Consider the following 23,254-nt stretch of genomic DNA (forward strand, 5'->3'; position numbering starts at 1 on the left):
CATGACCTATCCGCTAAATTCGGGAGCATTGGCAAGCACAGGATTGACCTCAAACCAAGAACCGTTCTCATCTTGATATTCGTAGACATACATACTTCTAATCAAGGTTTGATAGCCCGTATCGCCAACCACTTTCTTGGTGGCGTTGACCTGACGCAATAACTTCCATTCTTCATCATCTATGGATAGAGTTAGTTCATTGCGGCGTTTACGGATTGTATCTTCTAACACGTCAGCCGTTACTGGCAGCCCTCTTTGTTTGCGAAGTGCATCGTTCAACAAGCGCATGATATTTCGCACATGACCACCACTAGCGAAACAGAGGCGATCGAGGGTTTGTATGCTATCAAATATTTGATCGATCGCTGCTAAGCGTTGATCATCACTCTGATCTGGCATCACCCGCGATAGAACCATCTGCCGTAACAATGCCAAACCTTCTGCATGGGGATGACCATTACGGCGGACTACAGGAACCATTGGCAAGACAATCGGATCGGTCATAAATCTGGCGGTCAGGGTTCCATAATCCCGCGAAAATCTCAATGCGAGGGGCATGGTATAGACCAAATGGCATTGCAATTTGCGAAGTTGTTCGGCGCGATCAACAAATAGATATTCGGTTTGTGGTCGCCCCCAAGGTTTCGGCGAATCATCCACGCGATCGAGGTTATCGACAATTACCACCAGCCCTTCTTTGCCCAATTTTTTTAAATCAGCGATTCCAGGCAAAAGAATTTCTTGATTGATTAAATCTAGCAAACCATTGGTTTTTGGTTCCATGTAGCCCCGTAGCTTACTTCGCATATCGGGGCTATCTTTAGTTTTTGCCGATAGCTTACCAATACCCAAAGACAGCGAAAATTCGCCACTGGTACTCGCTTCCACCTTGCCAACCCCCGGTACATCAGCTTCTGCCGACAGTTCTATTTCTGTTTGCAAAATCTTAACCGCCCCATTGAGCATAGCGCGAAAGCCCTTTGCTTCAGTTTTAACCTTGGCAGTTTCGAGGCTATCCACCACACGGCGGGCGATCGCCAATAAAATATCACTGAGGTCAACATCGCCCATTTCCATATCTTGACTGGACTCGAAATAGACCACATGGAAGCCTTCGGCTTCTAATTTTTGTTTTAGTTGCAAAATTTCCGTAGACTTGCCACAACCAATATGTCCTGTAAAGAGTTGACAGGTAGGCTGTCCATCGGAAAATAAAGAAATATTATCTTTTAGGTCTTCGACAACCTGACCACCACGTACTGTGGAAAAGTCAATGTAATATTTTTTATCCTCTTCGTCATCGGCTCTCAACGTTCGACTAGGATCTGTCGCCTTAAAAAACTTCTTGTAATCTACGCTCATGGGTCATCTCATTCCTCTTTTGCTGAGACCATTATAGCGACATATAGCGATCGCTGATTATTCCCGCTAAACAACAATAGGCTGTAGCGCAACGCGCTACAGCCTATTGGGAAAATCAGCGCATCGCGCTATTACTATTTCGACTCAGTGAAGTCAGCATCGATCACATCATCATCACCGCTTGCCGCATCACGAGTGCTATCTTCAGGAGCCGCACCACTTTGATCGGCTTCCGCACCACCCTGTTGATAAACCGAGGAGCTAAGGGCATAGAGCGCTTGCTTCAGTTCTTCAGCTTGAGCAGTGATCGCTTCGTGGTCATCCTTAGCGATAGATTCACGCAGAGTCTTCACCAAGCCTTCAATCTTGGTTTTGTCCGCATCAGGAACCTTGTCGCCGAGATCCTTAATTTGTTTCTCAGCTTGGTATGCGAGAGAGTCAGCTTGGTTCTTCTCTTCAATGCGATCGCGCTTCTCTTTATCAGCAGCAGAATTACGCTCAGCTTCATTAACCATGCGCTCCACCTCATCCTTAGGCAAGGTCGAAGCACCAGAAATCGAGATGGTTTGGACTTTACCAGTTCCCTTGTCCTTTGCGGTTACGGATAGTAAACCGTTAGCATCGATATCGAAGGTAACCTCGATTTGAGGTACGCCACGAGGTGCAGGAGGAATTCCATCAAGACGGAAGGTTCCCAAGCTCTTGTTGTCATTGGACATTTCCCGCTCACCTTGGAGAACATGAATTTCTACATTGCTTTGTCCATCAACGGCTGTGGAGAACACTTCTGATTTCTTGGTAGGAACGGTGGTGTTTCTCGGAATAATCTTCGTCATGACACCGCCCAAGGTTTCCACACCGAGGGAGAGGGGGGTAACGTCAAGCAAGAGAATGTCCTTAACTTCACCAGCCAATACCCCCGCTTGGACGGCTGCACCGATCGCCACGACTTCATCGGGGTTCACACTTTGGTTGGGGTCTTTGCCAAGAATCTTCTTAACAACTTCTTGCACCGCAGGAATGCGGGTCGAACCGCCAACAAGCACAACTTCATCAATCTTCGACTTGTCGATCTTGGCATCACGAATCGCTTGCTCTACGGGAATGCGACAGCGATCAATCAGATCAGAGCAAAGCTCTTCAAACTTAGCACGGGTCAAGGTGGTATCTAAGTGCTTAGGTCCATCTTGAGTTGCGGTGATGAAGGGAAGGTTAATTTCAGTTTGAGTAACACTAGAAAGTTCAATCTTTGCCTTTTCCGCAGCTTCAGTTAACCTTTGTAAAGCTTGTTTATCTTTGCGGAGGTCAATCCCTTCAGATGATTGGAACTGGTTAGCAAGAAAGTCTACGATCTTCTTGTCAAAGTCATCACCACCGAGGTGGGTGTCTCCACTGGTGGACATTACTTCAAATACGCCATCGCCAACTTCGAGGATAGATACGTCAAATGTACCGCCACCAAGGTCAAATACAAGAATAGTTTCGTTAGTTTTGCTATCAAGCCCATAGGCTAGAGCGGCAGCAGTAGGCTCGTTAATAATCCGCAGAACTTCAACACCTGCAATCTTACCAGCGTCTTTAGTTGCTTGACGCTGAGAGTCATTGAAATATGCAGGAACTGTGATAACTGCTTGGGTGACGGTTTCGCCTAAATATTTGCTAGCGTCATCAACTAGCTTGCGTAGTACTTGGGCAGAGATTTCTTCGGGGGCAAATTGTTTGCTAGCCGCAGGTGCATCAATTTTAACGTTTTCGCCCACCTTCATAACTTTGTAAGCGACTTGCTTAGATTCGCCGCTAACTTCGTCATAACGTCTGCCGATAAAGCGCTTTACTGAATAAAATGTGTTTTCAGTATTCATCACAGCTTGACGCTTAGCAATTTGTCCAACTAAGCGATCGCCATTTTTGGCATAAGCGACAACTGAGGGCGTGGTACGGAAGCCTTCGGCGTTTGCAATCACCGTTGGCTTGCCCCCTTCCATGACGGCGACGACTGAGTTTGTCGTACCTAAGTCGATTCCAACTACTTTAGCCATAAGGCTTCTAACTCCTAAGTTTTGTTAATCTTTAATCTCATACAAGATTAACCACTTTTCCCGATTAGCACATCAGGGGGACTCTACCTAATCTGGTAGGGTTTCCCGTACAATCCTTAAAAGTAGAGGCGATCGCGACGCTCTGCTTATACTTTTTGGCACATCAACATTTCAAATGAGCCACAATGGATTTTTGGAAAGTTTTGCGAAGCACCAACTTCCAAAAATCTCTTAGTTTAGTTTTGAAAGCTTAGCGCTATATGACAAGAGTGCTTTAGGAACATTTTGAGCATTCTTTAATCCAATCACACTATTCCAATTAGTATCATGTCCTTTGACATTTTTTCCCCAACAGATTTTATGAAGATTTGCGCCTTCCATATTTGCCCCACTCAAATTCACATCACGCAAATCAGCCCAACTTAAATCAGCATCACGCAGATTTGCTCCGCTTAAGTCTGCGCCACTAAAATCGGTGTTTTGTAATTGCGATCGCTCTAAATTAGCACAGTAAAACTTGGTATTCCACAAAATTGCATTGCTTAAATCAGTGCCTTTTAAATTAGCTTGCCAAAATATGGCATGACTGGCATTGATATTTTGTAAATTAGCTTTTTCGAGGTTGGTGCTATTAAAGTTTGCACTGATCGCATTAGATCTTTGTAAATTGCTATGACTGAGATCGGCAAAAGTAAAAATAGTGCTGTATAGATTCGCATCACTAAGATTGGCATGATGCAGAGAACCTGTCGCGATCGCCCCATTTAAAGTCGCTTTAGCTAGGTTTGCATATTCTAAGTTCGCCTCGATTAAGTTAGCGTGATATAAATCTGCACCTTCGAGATTTGCCATACTTAAGTTGGCATAGCGCAAATCAGCAATGCTAAGGGCTGCATTGTCTAAGGCGATAGCTGCATCTGGATCGATCTTTCGCCAATGATTCCAGCCCTTTATCCCTTTCGCTAGTAGTTGCAATTGTTGTATATCAGACATACTCACCTCTCAATGCAGGAACGCAAATTAAATAACATATGAAAGGAGGGGCGATTTTAATCGCTAATTAGACCATGAATCGTAAGTTTATCAGTAGAAACCATCCCTGTAGCAGACGATGATTTTAATAAATTCTCAGTCCCAAGAATAAAAAAACAAAAAATGTCACCAAAGTTCTTAAATCTCTCTCTAAATTTAACGTGAATTAGATATCCTTAAGGACCCTATGAGTGAATTACCCGTAAATCCAGCAATTTCGGTATGGAATCGCCTCCGCAACCAAGAGATTAGTTGCGAAGATGCACTTCAGCAATTAGTTGATAAACGAGGTGGGCTGCGAATTGACTTACTGGATGAAGATGTGAACTATCGATTTTTTCATCACTTCGACGATCGCAAATCATTACCTCCTATTATTCCCTTATTGCTGTGGCATGGCTATTTTTATTTAGGCTCACCCCATCCCCTAACCAGCGATGAGATAAAAAAGATAAGTAACGTAACACTAACAGGAGTCAAAAATATATCTATTTCTCCTGAAAGTTATCTGTTATGGTTCCTCAGACAAAATCTCCCTGAAACCGACAATATTGCCGCACCAATTATCAATCCCCTCACAGGGGCAAATGAAGAAGCTCACTTAGATGAGATCTCTGAAATTTACCTCTCTCAAGCCCTTGATCAAACCCATCGAATCAACGCCCTAATTTCTGTGGCTTTGCAACATCGTGCTAGTGACATTCACTTAGAACCTACCGAGTCAGGCTTGCGTGTACGCTATCGCATTGATGGTATCTTGCGGACAACCCGCATCTTACCTCCCGAAATAAGTCGCAAAACAATCGTGGCTCTTAAGGTAATGAGTAATATGAACATCGGCGAAAGCCGCCGTCCGCAAGATGGTCGAGTTACTCAACATTATATTACTGCTGATAATCTTGATTTAGATTTAGACATGCGGGTTAGCACATTTCCTTGTGTGGGCGGGGAAAAGGCGGTAATTCGACTATTGCCACGTCACAAGATGCTGACAACAACCCTCGAAGATGTGGGCTTCACAGCACAAGCATTAACAATTTATCGCAGTTGGATATCGCAACCCCAAGGCTTAATCATCGTTACTGGACCAACGGGATCGGGTAAAACTAGTACTCTATACGCCACTCTGCAATTGTTAGCAACTGATAAAGTTAACATCGTTACGATGGAAGATCCCGTTGAATATAATTTATCAAATATCACCCAAGGACAAGTGCAGGAAGTCGGAGGATTAACCTTTGCTTCTGGGCTAAGGTCAATTTTGCGTCAAGATCCTGACATCATTATGGTGGGAGAGATTCGAGATTTGGAAACTGCGGAAATTACAATTCGAGCGGCGATGACAGGGCATTTAGTGCTATCTACAATGCATACTAATGATGCAGTGAGTACCGTAGCACGATTAAAGGATTTGGGGCTGCATCCCAGTTTGATTGCCGAATCTTTGTTAGGAGTTGTCGCACAAAGATTAGTAAGGAAAATCTGCTCCTTCTGTTCTGAATCTTATGTACCCACAAAAGCAGAACTAAAGTTTCTCAATGTGACAGTACAGGAGGTTAAATATCAGGATTGGCGAACTGGAAGAGGATGTGAACATTGTTTTGGCTCAGGTTATTTGGGACGTGAGGCGATATTTGAATTACTCGATGTTACCCCTCAAGTACGCAAAATCATCACTGAAGGAACTCAATCGCAACTAGTTGAATACTTGGCAGGTCATGGTTATGAACCTTTTTATCATAGTGTGCGTAAGAAAATTTCCACAGGAGTAACCACATTGGAAGAATCCCTACGGGTACTACCCCGTCAAATGTTTGATACAGAAACATAAACGAAGGCGGCGCTCTACACCGCTTTCGTTTAATTGACTGATGTTACTTGGAACCCTCACCCCCCAGCCCCCTCTCCCATCAAGGGAGAAGGGGAGTAAGACTAATTTCTTGTTCCCCTCTCCCCTTTTGGGAGAGGGGCTAGGGGTGAGGGTCTTGGAAACTTCCACATAACATCAGTAATTGATTTCACGAAGAGAGAGAAGTAAAGTTAGTAGGATCTTGATCGCGCCGATGTCTGACGAGAATAGGTGGACTTTGCCGATCGCCTGCTAAAGCCGCAGTTTTCTCAAGTGATTCTCTGAGACGCTTTGCCGCATAAATCGACATGTCACGAGGTACGCTAATGCGATCGCGCAAATACCTCAAAGCAATATCAGAATGAGGTGGTGGCGCACAATCTTCCCCAGTCATCATATTGGTTAAAGCACAACGTAGAGCTTCATCAAATAATTTATTATCTTCAGGATTGACTTTAATGATATTGGCTCGATGTTTGATCACTCGGTGCAGTGCTTCTTGACGAGAGTTATTAGGTTCTGCATAAGTTACGTCGGGCAGTCCAAACCAAGAACCATGATCCACTCGTTCCTTATTGATGAGCATCTGTGGTTCACCATTTTCATAGCAACCTCCCATTTGTGGTGGTAAGTCATGGGCATGGGTATGGAAGTCACTCTGAGTACCGCGATAGGTCAGACGACTTTCCATCGCATCAAACCAAGCTGACATGCGCGGATTAACTTCACGCATGGAGTAGCCTTTGTAATAGTAGAGGCTAGCATTCATCCGCTCAACATAGGGCGTAAAAATCACATCAGCAGTACCAAAGTCTCCCAGAAAATAGGGGCTAGGCGTACTTCCCAATACCGCTTCTACCTGCTGCATGACTTCAATAAACTGTTGACGATGGCGCTGCTCTTGAGCAGCAGAACTGACAGGACGACAGAGCCATTCACACCAAGCTCGAAATAGAATTCTTTCTAATCGTCTGACGGGAATTACTTGAGCATCAAGCATACCGTGCCTGAGAGAGCCAAACACCTTCTCTAAGGCAATCAAGATATCATCGCTTTCAGTAATGATTTTTCCATCTAAGGCGATCGCAGGTAACATTCCTGAAGGCACAATCTGTTTGTACCACCTTTCCTTTTCGCCATAGCAAAACATAGTTACTTTTTCGATGCGATAGGGAATCTGTTTTTCCTCTAACCAGAGCCAAATCTTTTGACAGTAAGGACACCATGCATGATTGTCGCGATATAGTGTCACCCGTACATCGGCTTCGGTATGTCCAAATAGTCGTAGCCGTGCTTGTGAGTTAGTAGAACCATTGACAGTATCTATGTGGAAATCTGTAAGGGATTCTAATTCTGTCCAGTTTAGCGGAGCAATAGTCATAGAAACAGGCGTGATGATTGGGCAGGGTTTTAATCCATCATAGTGCCATAAATTGCGATCGCGACACTCACAGTCCTTTGCGCCAAAAATACACACTATAAAACTAAGCCCAATCAGATTAAATTGAAGCGGTTGCTCATAGCCGAGAAATTACCAAAGCAGGATGGTTGGCGATCGCAATCTTGTAATTGGGACGATAGCGGATGCCATTGAGCATCAGTTTTTCCTGCATGGCGAGGGCGCTGGCGATCGTGTTGAAGTTTAGAGTACAATCAACCTTAGGATGACGCTTATGCATCTTACTTTTTCGCTATTGAGTAAAATTATGGCAAAGCTAACAGTTGACTTAGCAACTTCAGCAGATGTTTTGGGAACTACGCCCGATCGCTTTTTGGCATGGTTAAAGCGTGAATATTTGCATAGTTTGCTCTATTTCAACGATACGCCGCAGATTTCCATTTTTACGCTGGCAAAGATTCTGGATACTACGCCTAGAGAATTGGTTGATTTTTTAGAAGAAACCGACTTAGAGGATAGATTGGATTTACAGGATGCTCTAGAGGCGATCGCTGAGGCAGAAAGGTTAGGGGATCAACCAATTCCTTGGAACTCATTGGTGGGAGAGTTAGTTTAGATGTCCTATGAAGTGCAAATATTGCCAAAGGCGGCACGACAAATAAAAGCTTTATCGATTAAAGCACGTCAGGATATATCACTTAAGATTCGATTATTTTAAGTAGAAGATCAGCAACTACAAGTTTCAATAGACGAGTAAGTTCTTCAAAATTTTTGATTCCAGATGGAAAAGGATGTTCGTCACTGGAACCATTATGTACGAGCTTATTGCGTACCTTATAGCAGGAAGTTACAAATTCACTTGGATATGAAATCCCCTTTTCAGTCAAATAGGCATATTCTTTGCCATCAAGATGAGTCTTAACAAGTTCTGCTACTGCTTCAGTAATAGTCTGTTTTTTCAACTCTTGCGATAGGCGTTCTGAGATTGATTTTTTTTCAATATCAGAAATTGTGTCTGAATTCATGACAAATTGTTTAAGCTGATCTATTACATCACTTATATTTTTAGATAATTTCTTTTTTTTAATAAGACTCTCTATTGCCGTTATTAATGTAAGAAACTGAGCGCGTACAGAATACTCGTAGTATGAATTACCGTAAAGCTCTAAAGCTAGTCTTTGCTTATCACTGAGTTTAGGATTTAAGTTCATGATAGAATCTAATTCATCTCTAAAGATCTCAATGGATCTAGATGCTAAATAAGTCGCACTTTTGAAACCAACATTTAGAACTATTGCGTCAGTTGCAACTACATCTACTTTACTTACTTTGACACCTATTCTCCATTTTGCTCCAAGCATTAATAAACAGTCTTTGAGGATATGACTTTCTTTTTGCGCTTCATCTTTATCCTCAAATTTGCCTACAGTTATTGCAAATTCATTAATCTGGTCTAAAGAGTCTTTTTTTAGACTTTCAAAAGATAAGAATTTACCTTTCAAGAAATTGAATTTTTGACAATCTAAATTATTCTCAAATATATTTGGACTATCAGTATGAAAAACAATACAGATTTTATACATCCCTATCCTCTTAGGCTATTTTAGTTTTTATTAAATAAAGAATAATTTTTATTGTCTAATATTTTTCGTTTAAAAATCGAACTGATGCTTATCATCATTACTTCAGTTGAGGATTATGATATTTTATCAATTCGTCACCCCATAGATGCAAGCCATATTTTTTCATATTCAAATCTCTAAGCTTTTTAAACTCTGGTGAGATTGGGCTTAAATGACCCAGCTTGTCAAAAGTCTCCTTCCCAGAATCATTTTCACACATAAAAAGCAGACCCAAATAAGCTTTTTGTATAGTTTTATTCTGACGAAGAAACCAATTTTTTTCAGCAATATTTACATCGAATCTTGCTTGAAGTACAACAAACTTGACAAAATCTTTTTCCCTAAAAAATAGTTCATCTTCGATATAGCGTTCTATCTCACTACGGTTGTCTTCACCAAAAAGCTTAGCGATAAAATCAAACATGAAGTATACCTACTTGATTCAAAAACCAGATATTTCCTTTATTTTATTACAAAATCTTTAAATATGTTAATCCAAGACTTTAATATGAATCGGGTTTGTGGGTGATGAGGGACGATCGCTGTTCGATTTGAGGGAATAGGCGATCGGGTTTGTGGGTGGTGATTGGCGATGCTGTTTGATTTGAGAGAATAGGCAAGAGGGTTTTGTGGGTGACGAGGGGCGATCTCTGTTTGGGGTGGGGATTTAGGCGATCGGGTGTTGGGTGATGAGGGGCGATCGCAGTTTGAGGTGAGGGAATAGGCGATTATTCATCTAATCATAAATTTCTCTACGATGTCCGACCTGATGAATAATGACACTTTTTTGTGATTGGGCGATCGCATAAATAACCCGATAATCTCCAACACGCAGCTTAAAAAAGCTTGATAAATTGCCAGAAAGAGATAGAGGCGTAATTTGTTCAAAATTCTCGCCTAACCACTTAATTTTACGAGCTATCCGTATTTGATTAGTGCGATCAATTTTCGCAAGATCCGCGATCGCCTCAGAAGTAAAATCAATGCTATAGCTCATCCCAATTCAGCCCCAATGATTGCATAGTTTGAGCCGCAGGAATAACAGTCGGTTGATGTTGTTGTCGTAATAAACGTTCCACAACCGATGCTTTTAACTTCTTACCTTCATCTAGATCGATATATTCTTCTAGCACTTCAATTACAACTTCACGAACTAGTAAACGAAACTGTTCGGTAGTGAGTTCTTTTATCTGCATAGCACTAAGGATCTACTACTTGGGTTTAACTAATTTTAACTTAGCCGTCAATATAATCGCTGTTTGATTTGAGATTTAGGCAATCGGGTTTTGTAGGTGGTGAAAAGAGCGATCGCTTTATTCTTGTAGTAATTTGAAAAAAGTCTCTTTATCCACATCAATATCTTGAATCATTCCCATCAAAGTACCTTGTTTGATATCTTTCCCAGAATGAATTGGAACAACAACTCTTTTTCCCTGAATATTTTTATAGATAGCATGACTCCCTTTTTGGCGATCGAAATGAAACCCCAACTTTTCGATAACTCTGATAAACTCCTTAGCCTTAACACTTGGAAAGTTGCTCATACCAAAACACTCAGAGGCTTAACAATTAAGTTTTCTCTAGGGATAGGCTGACTATCAGCTATTAAACTTTCAATATATAGCTCAATAGCTTCCGTAATATTAGCGATCGCTTCTTCAAAAGTATCCCCCTGAGAATGACAACCTCTGAGAATAGGACAAAAAGCGTGATAACCTCCATCTTCTTCCTTTTCTAGAAGCACCGTATAGTTATATGCTTTTTTGCTGTTTTTCATATATTCTTGAATTTTTTAAGATATCAATCTCTATATTTCATCTACTCGATCATAATTGATTTTTGTTGATTTAGGCGATCAGGTTTGGTGGGTGGTGAGTGGCGATCGCTGTTTGATGTGGGAAATAGGCGATCGGGTCTTGTGGGTGGTGATTGGCGATCGCAGTGTGGGGTGAGGAAAAGGCGATCGGGTGTTGGGTGATGAGGGGCGATCGCTAACTTACAAACTTAAATCCATCGAAAAAATAATTGCTTTCTTGATTTGCGACATTACATCACTCGGCAAATCTCCCAACTTGCGTTCTAACCTTGCGGTAGGAATAGAAGCAATACCCTGAACATTAGCTATAGATGATTGATTGAGAAACTTCAAGTTAGGAAGTACGACCTCATACTCACTATTTCTATACTGAGTCGTCAATGGAACATAAATCACTAAAACTCTTGGAGGATTTGCATCATAACGAGAAACAATGACAACAGGACGAGTCTTTGCAGCTATCCCTAAATCTGCTAACCAAACTTCACCCTGTTTAATATTCATCCAGCAAATCCAATACTTCCTGCTCCACAGAACGCGATCGCAAAATATCTAACGCATCCTGATCAGCTAAGTCAATTATTTCCAAAATGAACTGTCTCGCCAATTCAGCAACATCTGGCTGCCATCTGGCTAACTTTACATTTAATGTTTCCACCAAAGTATCCATTTTTACCTTTGCATAATGCGTCAGTTTAACCTAGATTAGCATATTTGTTAGTATGCTATCGCTGTTTGGTGTTGAGGGAAATAGGCGATCGGGTTTGTGGATAGAGAGAGGCGATCGCTGTTTGATGTGGAGATTTAGGCGATCGGGTTTATGGGTGATGAGGGGCGATCGCTGTTTGATTTGGAGAAATAGGCGATAGAGCGATAGATCTTTATGAAGAATCATAGAAATTGCGATCGCTAAGAAAGATCAGCTATCATTAAATTAGATCCGAATTAAGTGCTTTGACAACTATGATCGAGCTAAAAAATATCCATTCCCTCAGCGACTTCAAGCGCAACGCCAAAGAATTTATCGAACGCATTAAATCAACACAATCGCCTATGGTTCTAACCGTTAACGGTAAAGCTGAAGTCGTTGTCCAAGATGCTCATGCCTTTCAAGCAATATGCGATCGGGCAGAGCAAGCCGAAGCCGAACTTCGCGCCCTGAAACTCGCAACACTACAACAAGACATTAACCTCGGAATTGCACAACTCAAAAATGGTGATTACACCGAATACGATTCGGACACATTACCCAATCTATTAGAAAACATTAAAAATCGTGGTCAAAAACGCCTAGCTAATAAAAATGAATCGATTTAAGATATCCCGACAAGCAGATCGTGACCTTGAGGATATGTGGGTATATCTTGCTCAAAATGATTCCCTAGCAGCCGATTTATTACTAGCAAAAGTCCTAGACAAGTTTCCTATGCTTGCACAGTTTCCAGAGATGGGTAGAGGCAGAAAAGAGCTTTCAGAAGAACTGCGTAGTTTCCCAGTTAAGCCATACATTATCTTCTACAAAAGAATGGAAACTTACATTGAAATTGTGCGTATTCTGCATCAGTCTAGAGATATTGAAAATCAGTTCTAATACTTGAGTAAAATTCAAGTGTTTTTTTGGATGGAAAGAAAAGGCGATCGCTAGAAATAAAAGTTTGAGCGTTAGCGATCGCATTTTTCGCCATTTCCTCATTCTCAGTCATATCAGATTCATAATCACAAGCTTGTCTAGCATCGTAAGCCTCTCTCAGTAAGTCTGCAACACTTGGAGTTATTTTCCCTGTTTTCACAAAATGTAGACTAAGCATCTTAAGAACTCCTTTGTGAGTAGAAGTATCCAATCCTTCAGAGAGAAGTAAATATTGAGTCATATAAAACATGGCATAGTAAGCACGCGATATAGCCGAACGATAACGTCCACAATCGCATAATAATTGAGCAGTTTCCAAATCGTCATTGGATAATAGCAAGAACTTTGCTAATTCATTCATACCTCAATACCTTCACGCCTAACCACTCTCAGAAAAGAAATTTCACCCGCTAAAAACCGAGATTTTGATATTGGGATAATTGAGATTAGTTCATCATATTCCCTCAAGAAGTACCAAAAAAGACTAGACATTCTTGATCTCTCCTCAACTGCGTTAACAGGATCTGCCAAAACTACCATCACATCAATATCTGATTCAGAAGTAGCCTCTCCTCTTGCATGAGAACCAAAAAGAATCACCGAAAACAATCTGTCTCCATAGAGTTTCACCAGACTAGACTTTAGCTCGTTTAACAAAACAAATAATTGCTTGTTCTTAATAGTTGTAATCATAGGTTTAAGGCTAAAGCAAGCATTATCAACACTATTCTAATCTAGGATCATTAACATGAAGAGGAGATCGCTGTTTGGTGGGGAAATAGGCGATCGGGTTTATGGGTGGTGAGAGTGTGATCGCTTTATTCTTGCAATAATTTGAAAAAAGTCTCTTTGTCAACATCAATATCTTGAATCATTCCCATCAAAGTACCGTGTTTAATATCTTTTCCAGAATGAATTGGAACAACAACTCTTTTTCCCTGAATATTTTTGTAAATAGCATGACTTCCTTTTTGGCGATCGAAATAAAACCCCAACTTTTCGATAACCCTTATAAACTCCTTAGCCTTAACGCTTGGAAAGTTGCTCATACCAAAACACTCAAAGGTTTGACAATTAAATTTTCTCTAGGGATAGGCTGACTATCAGCTATTAAACTTTCAATATATAGCTCAATTGCTTCCGTAATATTAGCGATCGCTTCTTCAAAAGTATCCCCCTGAGAATGACAACCTCTGAGAATAGGACAAAAAGCGTGATAACCTCCATCTTCTTCCTTTTCTAGAAGCACCGTATAGTTATATGCTTTTTTGCTGTTTTTCATATATTCTTGATTATTTTAAGGCATCAATTTTTAGGTTTCATCTCTTTGATCATAATTGATTTTTGCTGAGTTAGGCGATCAGGTTTGGTGGGTGGTGAGGGGCGATCGCTGTTTGATTTGAGAGAATAGGCGATTGGATTTTGGGTATGGTGAGAGGGCGATCGCTGTTTGATAGAAAAAATGGGCGATTGTGTATTAAGGATGATCTAGGTTCGCCACTCTTATCTCTGACATCTCTGGATTTATACTACAGCAATTGCCGATCAAACGAGCCACAAGAAAAACTTTGAAAGCGTTTTCTTGCAACGCTTTCAAAGTTTTTCTTGGTTTGGATTTGAGCGCAAAGCGCTGTAGTAATAAATTTTTCCTCATTTTTGGCTTATTCCTTGCCTTTGGCTTATTATTTTACCCTGCCATTTGCGGCGTGCTTCGCACGCCGCAAATGGCGAAAAATGGTAAGAATCGCTTAGCGATTCTTACCATTTTTCGCTTTCGTCGAACTGACGTTAAATGAAGGTGGTGCTTTGCACCGCCTTCATTTATTTGAGTTTTATCTCCCAATCGAAACTTAGATTGCTAAGCATAGTTGTAATATTTTATGCTGAGTGAATAATAGGTACAATCTGCTAAACTTATTTAAAGAAATGCAAATCTATTTCTGATCCAATCAAATTTAAATCAAATTTAGAAATTCAAGAGTTTTACGATCAAGAGATAGGACTTAAAAAATTGCGAGACTGAATATATGCCAAGTCTCATCCAAGCAAATACATAGCTAAACAAATGGGGAGCATTAATTTATGATACTTGTTACAGTCGGGACTGAGCAGTATCCATTCAATTCATTAATGGATTGGATTAGTTTGTTGATCAAGGAGGGGATAATTAATGAAGAAGTTGTCATTCAGTATGGGGCTTCAACACGCTTACCTGACGATGTAAAAATTAGTAAAATAATTCCAGAAACGCAATTTAAGCGACTGGTTGAGCAAGCAAGCGCAGTAATTGCCCACTGTGGTGAGGGTAGTACCCTGTTGCTTGAAGAATTTGATAAGCCTTATATCTTAGTACCACGCACAGTTAAATTCCATGAACATGTGGACGATCATCAGCTAGAAATGGCTGAGGATTTAGAAAACCAAGGCGTACTCATTGCCCGATCGCCAGCCGATTTAGTGAAGTTTTTGAAGTTAGTGACTATTCCTCGGAGTCCTCTTAGCTTTAGTGAAGACAAAGCACTATGTGAATATTTAAGCGATCGCTATCCTAGCCAAGACTATCAAAAAATTCTCTTAGTATGCTCATCAGGTGGGCACTTCAAGGGAATGCAAGGATTAAGCGAATATTGGCAAACCATTCCGCAAAGAACTTGGATTACCTTTAAAACAGGGACAACACAGACCGAGTTAAGTGCCGAAAAGACTTTCTGGGCCTATAGTCCTACTAATCGCAATATTCCTAACTTTATCCGCAACTTGTATTTAGCAATAGATGTCCTAAGGAAAGAAAGACCTCAGCTCGTGATGTCTACTGGAGCTGGTGTCGCTGCACCCTTTTTATTAGCTGCTAAGTATTTGTTTAAGAGTAAAGTAATTTTCATTGAGTCAAAAACGCGCATCCGCGACCTGAGTCTGTCGGCTAAATTATTGCGATCGTGTAAAGCTTTGGACTTGTTGGTTGTTCGGTCTGAAGACATTGCAAGTCTCTATCCTGAAGCAGTCTATATCCCAACCAATAGTGAGCAGCAATCCTTGAGGTTTGGTTTAAATGATGTACAGATGACTAATTTTTATGACACGGTTTTGATCAGCACACCTAAAAATATATTTAACCCTGAAGCACGCAAATTAAAGGAAGACTTTCACCAGTTGTGTCAAGAGGAAGAAAGCTTTCGCAAGATTATCATCGATATGTCTCATACTGAGTTCATTGATAGCTCAGGTGTTGGTGCGTTGGTATCTTGTTTAAAAGTTTTGCGTCAAACAGATATTCAGTCAGGTAAATCAGAACCAACAGAACTGGCTCTCTGGAGTGTCAATTCTCAAGTGTTATCAATTTTAAAAATGACCAAGCTTGAGCATGTTTTTTATATTGAGCCAGCAAGTCGTACCAATCGTTTACCAAATCCATACAATGGTCGATCGCACAGCAAATCTAATCTACTGTCAAGAATTTTACATCGAATCTATGAATTTTTTGTTGGTATTCCCATCTTCTGTGTGATTGCCTATGTGATGTATTTTTTCTACCCTGCGATCGAGCTAGATCCTTCTCTAACAGTGCATCCATCGGTTCGTAGTTTCCCCAAGCGGTTGATCGATATTTTCGGTGCTTTGGTGGGGTTGAGTTTTACAGCAATTTTGTTTGTGCCAATTGCGATCGCGATCAAACTGGAGAGCCGTGGTTCGATTCTCTTTAAGCAAAAACGCGCAGGACTGATGAGCAAACCCTTTGGGATTTGGAAATTTCGCTCTATGGTCAAAAATGCGGAAATGTTAAAGCAAAAGGTTACCAATGAGATCGCTAATTCCACTGATGGCACACCTAAAAATAGTGATAGCGGTAAATTTTTTAAAAACAGTAACGATCCACGCGTTACTAAAGTCGGTAAATTCCTGCGTAAAACTAGCCTTGATGAGTTTCCCCAATTCTGGAATATTCTTACAGGCGATATGAGTCTGATTGGCACAAGACCACCAACCTTCGGTGAAGTGGGGCTGTATGAGCTAGAGAACGAATATACCGATGAAAAAATGACCGAATGGAGTCGGCTCGATGTCAAACCAGGACTCAGTGGTGTCTGGCAAGTAAGTGGACGCTCGACGGTCAGAAGCTTTGAAGAGGTGATGGGCTTTGACCTTACCTATAAACGCAATTGGAGTCTAAAATATGATCTATGGCTGATCTGGAGAACTATTGCAGTTTTATTTGAACGGAACAATGGCGCAGTCTAAAAGATCGCATAGATCTCACAAACAATGCAAAATCAGGTGGTTAAGTTTAGTTTTACCGCTTAATTTGGGACGTTTAATCTTGGCAATGATTGCGATCGCTGTTAGCAACGTCCAGCCCCTAGCCGCTTTACCCCTATCCCCAGGCGATCGTATTCGCATACTGATTCCCGAAGGCGAATTATTCAACGGCGTATATGAAGTCAATACCGATGGAACCATTTCTATTCCCTATTTAGCGCCTCTGTCTGTAGTTGGATTGGATCTGCCCACCATTCAAGATTTAATTCAGATTCAACTGATTGAGAGGAAATATTTTCAACCGCAATTCCTGCAAATTTCAGTGTTGCCTCTGGCGCTTGCCCCGATCGCTGTGAATGTTTCGGGGGAAACCTTTCAAACGGGGCGAGTGCTGATCAATAATCGCAGTGCCGAAGTTCGCGCCCAGCAACTGACGCAATCATCGGGTGACTATGCTCCTGATAGGTTTTTAACTTCGGCTTTGCGGGGTGCGGGAGGCGTAACACCTAATGCCGATATCACCAAAATCAGCATAATTCGCCAAAATAAGCAGTTAACCGTGGATTTGTCAGGAATTTTCACAGGGGAGCCAGTGGAAGATATTCCCCTGATCGCGGGTGATACGATCATCGTTCCCAAAAGAGACACCATCGATCCGCGCATTGTACGCCCCTCCCAAATTACTCCCCCTGGAATTACGGTTTTTCTATCGAACTTAACCGTACCTGCTAGTAGTAACGCTTCTTCAGCGATCGGCAAGGATTCATCTAGCTTTCCCTATGGTTCCCGTTTTTCGCAGGCGGTATTTGCCGCCAACTGTGTCGGTGGGACTACACCCACAAACGTTCCACGCCGTGCGGTGCTAGTGCGAACCGATCGCCCTTCAGGAGAAACTGTTGCAATTGATCGCTCCGTTGAAGATTTAATCCGCAATTCTAAGGATCAGATTACGAATCCATTTTTAATGCCGCAGGATAGCGTCGCCTGTTATGACTCCACTGTAACGGAAGTGAGAGGTGTTTTAAATTTTGTGGGGGATATTCTCAATCCGATCAAGCTGATTCGCGATATTTTCGGCGGGAGCGGTCAATGAGTAAGGAATCTCCTCCTGAAACTATTGATTTGACCGAGCCTAAGCGATCGCCTCGCTTTGGGTGGTGGATCTATGTTTTCATGGGATTAGCCCTAAATGCGATCATCTGGGGAGGAGCCTTGACCTATCTCAAAAGGACAAAGCCTAAATTTGTGAGCAAAATGGCAATCATTTTGCCTGGGGGCAATGTGGGAGCAAATGTGAACTTACCGAGTATTGGTCAAGCTTCCTCTTCGAGTACTTCGGCTTCAGGCGGATCTTCTCTTGATCCCCGCGCAAATTATCAATATATCCTCAATGATGAGCCAGTTTTAAAAGAAGCGGCGGAATCTCTAAATATCAAGACTTCAGAATTAGGAAAGCCTAAAAGTAAATTAATCGATAATACTTCCATTTTGCAAGTGGAAATTGAGGGTCCAAGCGCAAAAGAGGCTCAAGAGCGGGGATTTGCGCTTTACAATACGCTTATGCGAAAGGTGAGTAAGCTGCGTAAAGATGAAATCGCGCGGCGGGATGATGGCACACAGGCGACTCTGGACATGGCAAAGATTAAATTAGCGGAATCCCAAAAGAAATTGGCTGCCTATAAAAGTCAGTCGGGGCTGAGTACCAGCGATCAAGTGAAAGAAGTGGCGGTGAGTTTGGAGCAGTTGCGGAAACAGAGGGCGGAAATGTTAGCGCAGGATATCTTAATTAGCGATCGCCTTCAGCAATTATCAAGTAGCCTCGGTTTAAGCGTCGATGAGGCAAGCGCCGCCTTTACTTTGCAGTCCGATCCGATTTATCAACAAAATCTCAGGGATTTTAGTGAATCATCGGCGACCTTGACGACTTTAAGTTCTAAATGGGGCGAAAATCACCCTAATGTGGTCAGAGAAGCCGCAAGACAAAAGAATGCTGGTGCGGCGATTAGCGATCGCGCCAGTTTCTTATTAAAACGTCCCCTGAGTTTGCAAGATTTGGCAAGGATCAATTTAAACGTGACGGGCAGTGCAGGCAAAGAAAGTCTATATCGGGATTTGGTGGCTGTCCAAGCAGAACAGAGTGGCATCGCTGGACAAGCCGAAGAATTGGGTCGCCAAATTGAAAATTTTGACGATCGCTTGCGGGATTTGACCCAAAAGCAATTGGAACTGGATCGCCTCCAACGTGATGCTCAGGTTGCCGAAGCGGTCTTCGCTTCTTCCCTCGCCAAAATTGACCTGAGCAAATCAGATATTTTTACCGCCTATCCCTTAGCCCAATTAGTTTCGCCCCCTAGTTTGGCAGATGAGCCAGCATCGCCCCAACCAAAACTCGTAATGGCTGGTGCTTTTATCGGTTCGCTTTTCGTAACCACAGGCGTATTTTTGTTGTGGAAGCGCAAGTCGATGGGTCAAAAGTCAAAACAGGAAGTGGAACTTTCTGAGGTGGCGGAGTTACCGACTTTACGCGCTATTCCCAACAGCGATCGCAGTAAAACAGGTCAATCGCGATGAATATATTCAAATTTTTGCAAACCCCTGAACATTTTAAGATTACACCCGAAAATCTCGAAGAGAAGTTGGTGTGGTACTCGATCGTTTGGACTTTTGCCATTTATTTCATTGGCGGTTTATATGTATTAGGCGCGATTTTGCCTTGGCTCCTATTTGGCATATTGTGTTGGCGGTGGTGGCAGCAAGATCCAGAGACCCCGTTAAAAGATCGGATTCGTATTCCCATTGGCATTTGGATGTGGGTTGGCGGCATGGTGTTTATGCAGGTGTCGCTGATCATGGGTCATCTGGACTATTACCTAGAGATGGGACAGATTATTAAATCATCCATCGGTTGGGCAAAAGGATGGGCGATCTTAGCGCTATTTCCGATGGCGGGATGTTTACCAATTCGCCCAAAACTGCTATACAGAGCGGCGGCGCTGGTTTGTACGATGGTGCTTTTGTTCTCTCCCATCTTTATAGCTGCGTACTATGCCAGATTACCCGCACAATTATTTGTCTCTCCATTACGGGCGATCGGCGGGCCTGGTCCCGAATTTTTTGAATTCCGTCTCTATGAAATTGACCCTGGAGATAATTCACCTCGTTGGCGACTATTTACACCTTGGGCTCCCGCATTAGGATTTGTGGCAAATATTTACTTCTTTATGATTTTGCGCGAACCTTGCAAAAAATGGAAATACATGGGAATTGCAGGTTGTATCATGATGTGTCAAATTTCCAAATCCCGATTAGCCCTGCTCTGTTTGCCAGTAGTATGGATTTTGGTAGAGGTATTGTCGAGGATTTCACGACCGATCGCGCTGATGATTACGGGGTTTATCGCCAGCACAGGAGGGGTGACTTTACCAATATTAATGGATGGATTAGAAAGCTTTTCCGCGCAGTTTGCTGCCGCCCGTAAAGACTCCTCGCGAGTACGCGCCGCCCTTGGTCGAATTGCGGTTTATCGCTGGCAAACGGAAGCGCCCATCTGGGGGCATGGTATTGTCGAAAATGGTCCGCACATGGTGGAATATATGCCCATTGGTTCCCATCACACTTGGTATGGACTGCTTTTTGTGAAAGGGATCGTGGGCTTCGCGGCTCTAGCAGTACCGATGATCTATAGCTTGGTGGATTTGCTGATTAAGTCACAACGCAATGATACCGCTAAACTCGGATTAACGATGTTGTTGGTTATCTTTCTCTATACCTTTGGCGAAAATCTGGAAATTTTAGCCTATCTGTTCTGGCCTGGGCTAATCGTGATCGGTATGGGATTTCTAGAACTTCCTAATGAAGATGAGATAGAAGCTAGACCAGCTTTGCCAATGGCAACGATCGCGCAAACAGAAAATCAAAATACTAATCAAAATAAGGAGGAGATTACATCATGACATCAACAATAAATGCCCAAGAACGTAAGCCCAAAATTTTGCATCTACTCAGCGATCGCAATGTGGGCGGTATCAAAAGTACCAGTGGTAGCCTCACTAATTCGCGTCTCAAAGAAAAATTTGAGTTTCTCTTTCTCTCCGAAAGTGAAGCCCTCAACAATTTATCGACAATTAAACCTGATGTGGTGATTTGGCATGATCCCTGTTCTTGGCGATCGCTATGGCGATTATTAAAACTCAGGTTCGCGACCAAATTACTCATTCATGAGCATCACTATTCTGAAAGCTTTGAACAGTGGAAAGTGCGATCGCCTTGGCGGTTTCATTTAATGCTGCGTTTTGCCTATGGACTAGCCCATAAAGTTGTCGCAATTTCCCAAGGACAGAGAAAATGGATGCGATCGCATCGCCTTGTAAATCCAAGGAAACTTAGCACTATTCAGCAATGTCGAACTTTAGATGAATTTCTGACCTTACCTCTTAAATCCATTGACACAACTCTGATATTAGGAGCCTATGGTCGATTTGATCAGCAAAAGGGATTTGACACCTTACTGAGAGCAATGCAAAAAGTCCAAAATCCTCAAATCCAATTGCTAGTAGGTGGCTATGGAGAGCAGGAAGAATTGTTGAAATCCTTAGCTGGTGATGATCCACGTATTCATTTTCTGGGTTCTATTTCTGATGTGCCATCTTTTCTCGCAAAATGCGATGCAATCATCATTCCTTCTAATTGGGAACCTTGGGGCAATGTCTGCTTAGAATCTAAAGCCGCAGCCAAAGCGGTAATTGTCTCGAAAGTAGATGGATTAACGGAACAGGTAAATGATTGCGGCGTACTAGTTCCTGCTAATAATCCTGATGCTCTAGCCGCAGCGATCGATCAAGTTTGTGAGATGCCGCGATCGCAACTGGAATCATGGGGCTTACAAGGTCGCATGGATGTGCAGAATTCTTGGGAAGAATATATGACGGCATGGGAGGCGCTGCTATCAGATCTATGCAAAAACTAATTCAGTCAGTAATTGGCTTCATTCAGAAAAAACTAGCGAATCGCTTTGCCCGTAATATTGGCTGGTTAGGCTTATCAGAAATTCTTATCCGCATCTCGCGATTGGCTGCTACGGTGGTCTTAGCACGATGGCTGTCGGAATATGACTATGGTTTAGCGGCGCTAGTGCTAACTACCAATGAGTTTGTGAATGTGTTCACGCGCAATGGCATTTTCGATAAGCTAATCCAAGCCCAAGAAGAAGACATTGAAGAGCTATCCCAAACAGCCTATTACATTAATTGGTTTATTTGCGGTGGCTTATTTCTCATTCAATGTCTGATTGCTTTGCCGATGTCATGGATTTATAAGGACAGCCAAGTAATTTTACCGATCTGTGCGATGGGCTTGGTTTATCTGATGCTACCGATGGGACTAATCCAAGCGGCGCGATCGCAGCGTGAAAACCGCCTCCATGTCTCGGCTTTAGCCAATGCTTTACAGATTTCCACCGACAACATTTTGACGATGATTCTGGCTTGGCAAGGCTTTGGAATGTGGGCGATCGTCTTGCCAAAAGTAATCGTTGCCCCAATTTGGGTAATCGTCCATCGCTCCAATAATCCTTGGCGATCAACCAAATCCTTTACGCTCCATCGTTGGCAAGAGATTATCCATTTTGGGCGCAGTATTCTTGGTATCCAAATGCTGGCAACCCTCCGCAATAATCTCGATTATTTAATCGCAGGGCATTTCTTAGGGATTAAAGCCCTTGGTTTATATTACTTTGCCTTCAATGCAGGGCTAGGGATTAGCCTCAGTTTCATTACCGCCGTTGATGCGGCGCTCTATCCGCACCTATGCGAAGCCAGAAGTGACCCTGCACAATTTCGCGATCGCTATCTCCAGAGTTTCCAATCCATCACCAAAGTAATTATTCCCATTGTCTTAGCACAGGTATTACTTGCACCGATTTATGTTCCTTTAGTATTTGGACAGAAATGGATTCCCGCAATTCCCATATTGATTCTCATTTGTCTATCGGCAATCCCGCGCCCCTATGCAAATGCAGCATCCAAAGCACTTTGGGCTTTGGACAAACCAAGTTGGGATTTGATTTGGAATGTGCTGTTTACAATCATTTTTGCGATCGCGATTTGTATAGGTACAATCTGGCAAATCACAGGTGTAGCGGCATCGGTGATGCTTATTCATTGGGGGGCTATTCCCATATTTGTAATGTGGGTGAAGAAATACATCACCAAGCCTAATCTTCAGGAACAAACCTAATTTAATTTGTGATTTGT

28 protein-coding genes are annotated in these 23,254 nt (G+C 42.3%); 10 read left to right on the top strand and 18 right to left on the bottom strand.

Annotated elements, in window-relative coordinates; translation table 11 throughout:
• Window positions 1-6: 6 nt before the first annotated feature.
• The 3 genes from VB775_RS17100 to VB775_RS17110 all read right to left on the bottom strand — a co-directional run bounded on the left by VB775_RS17100 (window position 7) and on the right by VB775_RS17110 (window position 4,394).
• The gene (locus tag VB775_RS17100) at window positions 7-1,362 is read right to left on the bottom strand and encodes an ATP-binding protein (RefSeq protein ID WP_281006870.1); all 1,356 of its coding nucleotides are present in this window, start codon (window positions 1,360-1,362) and stop codon (window positions 7-9) included.
• Between the two features lie 134 nt (window positions 1,363-1,496).
• Entirely contained in the window at window positions 1,497-3,401 is a 1,905-nt protein-coding gene (gene dnaK, locus VB775_RS17105; RefSeq protein WP_281006871.1) for a molecular chaperone DnaK, read from the bottom strand.
• Window positions 3,402-3,632: 231 nt separating this feature from the next.
• Complete coding sequence (locus tag VB775_RS17110; RefSeq protein ID WP_281006872.1) at window positions 3,633-4,394, bottom strand: pentapeptide repeat-containing protein; 762 nt, start codon at window positions 4,392-4,394, stop codon at window positions 3,633-3,635.
• A gap of 226 nt (window positions 4,395-4,620) precedes the next feature.
• On the opposite strand from VB775_RS17110, the gene VB775_RS17115 reads away from it, so the two are divergent.
• A complete protein-coding gene (locus tag VB775_RS17115) occupies window positions 4,621-6,264 on the top strand; it encodes a GspE/PulE family protein (protein ID WP_281006873.1) in 1,644 nt (547 codons plus the stop codon).
• Between the two features lie 187 nt (window positions 6,265-6,451).
• Here VB775_RS17115 and VB775_RS17120 read toward each other — a convergent pair whose 3' ends face one another.
• Together VB775_RS17120 and VB775_RS17125 are read right to left on the bottom strand one after the other, a co-directional pair.
• Window positions 6,452-7,663, bottom strand: coding sequence for a glutathione S-transferase family protein (locus VB775_RS17120; protein ID WP_281006874.1), 1,212 nt, complete (start codon window positions 7,661-7,663; stop codon window positions 6,452-6,454).
• A gap of 136 nt (window positions 7,664-7,799) precedes the next feature.
• Window positions 7,800-7,961: a hypothetical protein gene (locus tag VB775_RS17125; protein WP_281006875.1), complete on the bottom strand. Its 162-nt coding sequence runs from the start codon at window positions 7,959-7,961 to the stop codon at window positions 7,800-7,802.
• Window positions 7,962-7,988: 27 nt separating this feature from the next.
• Between VB775_RS17125 and VB775_RS17130 the strand changes: the two genes are divergently transcribed.
• Entirely contained in the window at window positions 7,989-8,297 is a 309-nt protein-coding gene (locus VB775_RS17130; RefSeq protein ID WP_281006876.1) for a hypothetical protein, read from the top strand.
• 82 nt (window positions 8,298-8,379) lie between these two features.
• Here VB775_RS17130 and VB775_RS17135 read toward each other — a convergent pair whose 3' ends face one another.
• The 9 genes from VB775_RS17135 to VB775_RS17175 form a co-directional block, all read right to left on the bottom strand.
• On the bottom strand, window positions 8,380-9,264 hold the full coding sequence (locus VB775_RS17135; protein ID WP_281006877.1) for a HEPN domain-containing protein: 885 nt from the start codon (window positions 9,262-9,264) through the stop codon (window positions 8,380-8,382).
• Between the two features lie 97 nt (window positions 9,265-9,361).
• Window positions 9,362-9,727: a hypothetical protein gene (locus VB775_RS17140; protein WP_281006878.1), complete on the bottom strand. Its 366-nt coding sequence runs from the start codon at window positions 9,725-9,727 to the stop codon at window positions 9,362-9,364.
• Window positions 9,728-10,039: 312 nt separating this feature from the next.
• Window positions 10,040-10,300 (bottom strand): type II toxin-antitoxin system RelE family toxin, encoded by a 261-nt coding sequence (locus VB775_RS17145; RefSeq protein WP_281006879.1) that lies wholly within the window; start codon window positions 10,298-10,300, stop codon window positions 10,040-10,042.
• On the bottom strand, window positions 10,290-10,499 hold the full coding sequence (locus VB775_RS17150; RefSeq protein ID WP_281006880.1) for a hypothetical protein: 210 nt from the start codon (window positions 10,497-10,499) through the stop codon (window positions 10,290-10,292). Before VB775_RS17150 ends, VB775_RS17145 begins: the two co-directional genes overlap by 11 nt.
• Window positions 10,500-10,616: 117 nt before the next feature.
• Window positions 10,617-10,847, bottom strand: coding sequence for a type II toxin-antitoxin system HicA family toxin (locus VB775_RS17155; protein WP_281006881.1), 231 nt, complete (start codon window positions 10,845-10,847; stop codon window positions 10,617-10,619).
• Entirely contained in the window at window positions 10,844-11,080 is a 237-nt protein-coding gene (locus VB775_RS17160) for a type II toxin-antitoxin system HicB family antitoxin (RefSeq protein WP_281006882.1), read from the bottom strand. The genes VB775_RS17155 and VB775_RS17160 overlap by 4 nt, the downstream gene beginning before the upstream one ends.
• A gap of 219 nt (window positions 11,081-11,299) precedes the next feature.
• The gene (locus tag VB775_RS17165) at window positions 11,300-11,623 is read right to left on the bottom strand and encodes a type II toxin-antitoxin system PemK/MazF family toxin (RefSeq protein ID WP_281006883.1); all 324 of its coding nucleotides are present in this window, start codon (window positions 11,621-11,623) and stop codon (window positions 11,300-11,302) included.
• Window positions 11,613-11,789, bottom strand: coding sequence for a hypothetical protein (locus VB775_RS17170; protein ID WP_281006884.1), 177 nt, complete (start codon window positions 11,787-11,789; stop codon window positions 11,613-11,615). The genes VB775_RS17165 and VB775_RS17170 overlap by 11 nt, the downstream gene beginning before the upstream one ends.
• A gap of 30 nt (window positions 11,790-11,819) precedes the next feature.
• The gene (locus VB775_RS17175; RefSeq protein ID WP_281006885.1) at window positions 11,820-12,014 is read right to left on the bottom strand and encodes a hypothetical protein; all 195 of its coding nucleotides are present in this window, start codon (window positions 12,012-12,014) and stop codon (window positions 11,820-11,822) included.
• Between the two features lie 68 nt (window positions 12,015-12,082).
• Here VB775_RS17175 and VB775_RS17180 point away from each other — a divergent pair, with 68 nt between their 5' ends.
• Both VB775_RS17180 and VB775_RS17185 read left to right on the top strand, forming a co-directional pair.
• Window positions 12,083-12,436, top strand: coding sequence for a type II toxin-antitoxin system Phd/YefM family antitoxin (locus VB775_RS17180; protein ID WP_281006886.1), 354 nt, complete (start codon window positions 12,083-12,085; stop codon window positions 12,434-12,436).
• Window positions 12,423-12,710, top strand: coding sequence for a type II toxin-antitoxin system RelE/ParE family toxin (locus VB775_RS17185; RefSeq protein ID WP_281006887.1), 288 nt, complete (start codon window positions 12,423-12,425; stop codon window positions 12,708-12,710). Before VB775_RS17180 ends, VB775_RS17185 begins: the two co-directional genes overlap by 14 nt.
• Here VB775_RS17185 and VB775_RS17190 read toward each other — a convergent pair.
• From VB775_RS17190 to VB775_RS17205, 4 genes are all read right to left on the bottom strand, one after another.
• Window positions 12,685-13,110, bottom strand: a complete 426-nt coding sequence (locus VB775_RS17190; protein WP_281006888.1) for a HEPN domain-containing protein — start codon at window positions 13,108-13,110, stop codon at window positions 12,685-12,687. The two genes, VB775_RS17185 and VB775_RS17190, sit on opposite strands and share 26 nt — an antisense overlap.
• Complete coding sequence (locus tag VB775_RS17195) at window positions 13,107-13,442, bottom strand: nucleotidyltransferase domain-containing protein (RefSeq protein ID WP_281006889.1); 336 nt, start codon at window positions 13,440-13,442, stop codon at window positions 13,107-13,109. Before VB775_RS17195 ends, VB775_RS17190 begins: the two co-directional genes overlap by 4 nt.
• Before the next feature lie 125 nt (window positions 13,443-13,567).
• Window positions 13,568-13,798: a type II toxin-antitoxin system HicA family toxin gene (locus VB775_RS17200; protein WP_281006890.1), complete on the bottom strand. Its 231-nt coding sequence runs from the start codon at window positions 13,796-13,798 to the stop codon at window positions 13,568-13,570.
• Window positions 13,795-14,031: a type II toxin-antitoxin system HicB family antitoxin gene (locus VB775_RS17205; protein WP_281006882.1), complete on the bottom strand. Its 237-nt coding sequence runs from the start codon at window positions 14,029-14,031 to the stop codon at window positions 13,795-13,797. The genes VB775_RS17200 and VB775_RS17205 overlap by 4 nt, the downstream gene beginning before the upstream one ends.
• Before the next feature lie 800 nt (window positions 14,032-14,831).
• Between VB775_RS17205 and VB775_RS17210 the strand changes: the two genes are divergently transcribed.
• From VB775_RS17210 to VB775_RS17235, 6 genes are read left to right on the top strand one after another with little or no spacing between them, the layout of a single operon-like run.
• Window positions 14,832-16,985: a sugar transferase gene (locus tag VB775_RS17210; protein ID WP_281006891.1), complete on the top strand. Its 2,154-nt coding sequence runs from the start codon at window positions 14,832-14,834 to the stop codon at window positions 16,983-16,985.
• Window positions 16,972-18,096, top strand: coding sequence for a polysaccharide biosynthesis/export family protein (locus tag VB775_RS17215; RefSeq protein WP_281006892.1), 1,125 nt, complete (start codon window positions 16,972-16,974; stop codon window positions 18,094-18,096). Before VB775_RS17210 ends, VB775_RS17215 begins: the two co-directional genes overlap by 14 nt.
• On the top strand, window positions 18,093-19,574 hold the full coding sequence (locus tag VB775_RS17220; protein ID WP_281006893.1) for a GumC family protein: 1,482 nt from the start codon (window positions 18,093-18,095) through the stop codon (window positions 19,572-19,574). Before VB775_RS17215 ends, VB775_RS17220 begins: the two co-directional genes overlap by 4 nt.
• The gene (locus VB775_RS17225; RefSeq protein ID WP_281006894.1) at window positions 19,571-20,956 is read left to right on the top strand and encodes an O-antigen ligase family protein; all 1,386 of its coding nucleotides are present in this window, start codon (window positions 19,571-19,573) and stop codon (window positions 20,954-20,956) included. The genes VB775_RS17220 and VB775_RS17225 overlap by 4 nt, the downstream gene beginning before the upstream one ends.
• Window positions 20,953-21,969, top strand: coding sequence for a glycosyltransferase (locus VB775_RS17230; protein WP_281006895.1), 1,017 nt, complete (start codon window positions 20,953-20,955; stop codon window positions 21,967-21,969). Before VB775_RS17225 ends, VB775_RS17230 begins: the two co-directional genes overlap by 4 nt.
• Window positions 21,957-23,237 (top strand): lipopolysaccharide biosynthesis protein, encoded by a 1,281-nt coding sequence (locus VB775_RS17235; protein WP_281006896.1) that lies wholly within the window; start codon window positions 21,957-21,959, stop codon window positions 23,235-23,237. Before VB775_RS17230 ends, VB775_RS17235 begins: the two co-directional genes overlap by 13 nt.
• The last annotated feature ends 17 nt before the right edge of the window (window positions 23,238-23,254 follow it).

The sequence above is a fragment of the Pseudanabaena sp. CCNP1317 genome (genome assembly GCF_034931345.1).
In the GTDB taxonomy this organism is placed as follows: domain Bacteria; phylum Cyanobacteriota; class Cyanobacteriia; order Pseudanabaenales; family Pseudanabaenaceae; genus Pseudanabaena; species Pseudanabaena galeata.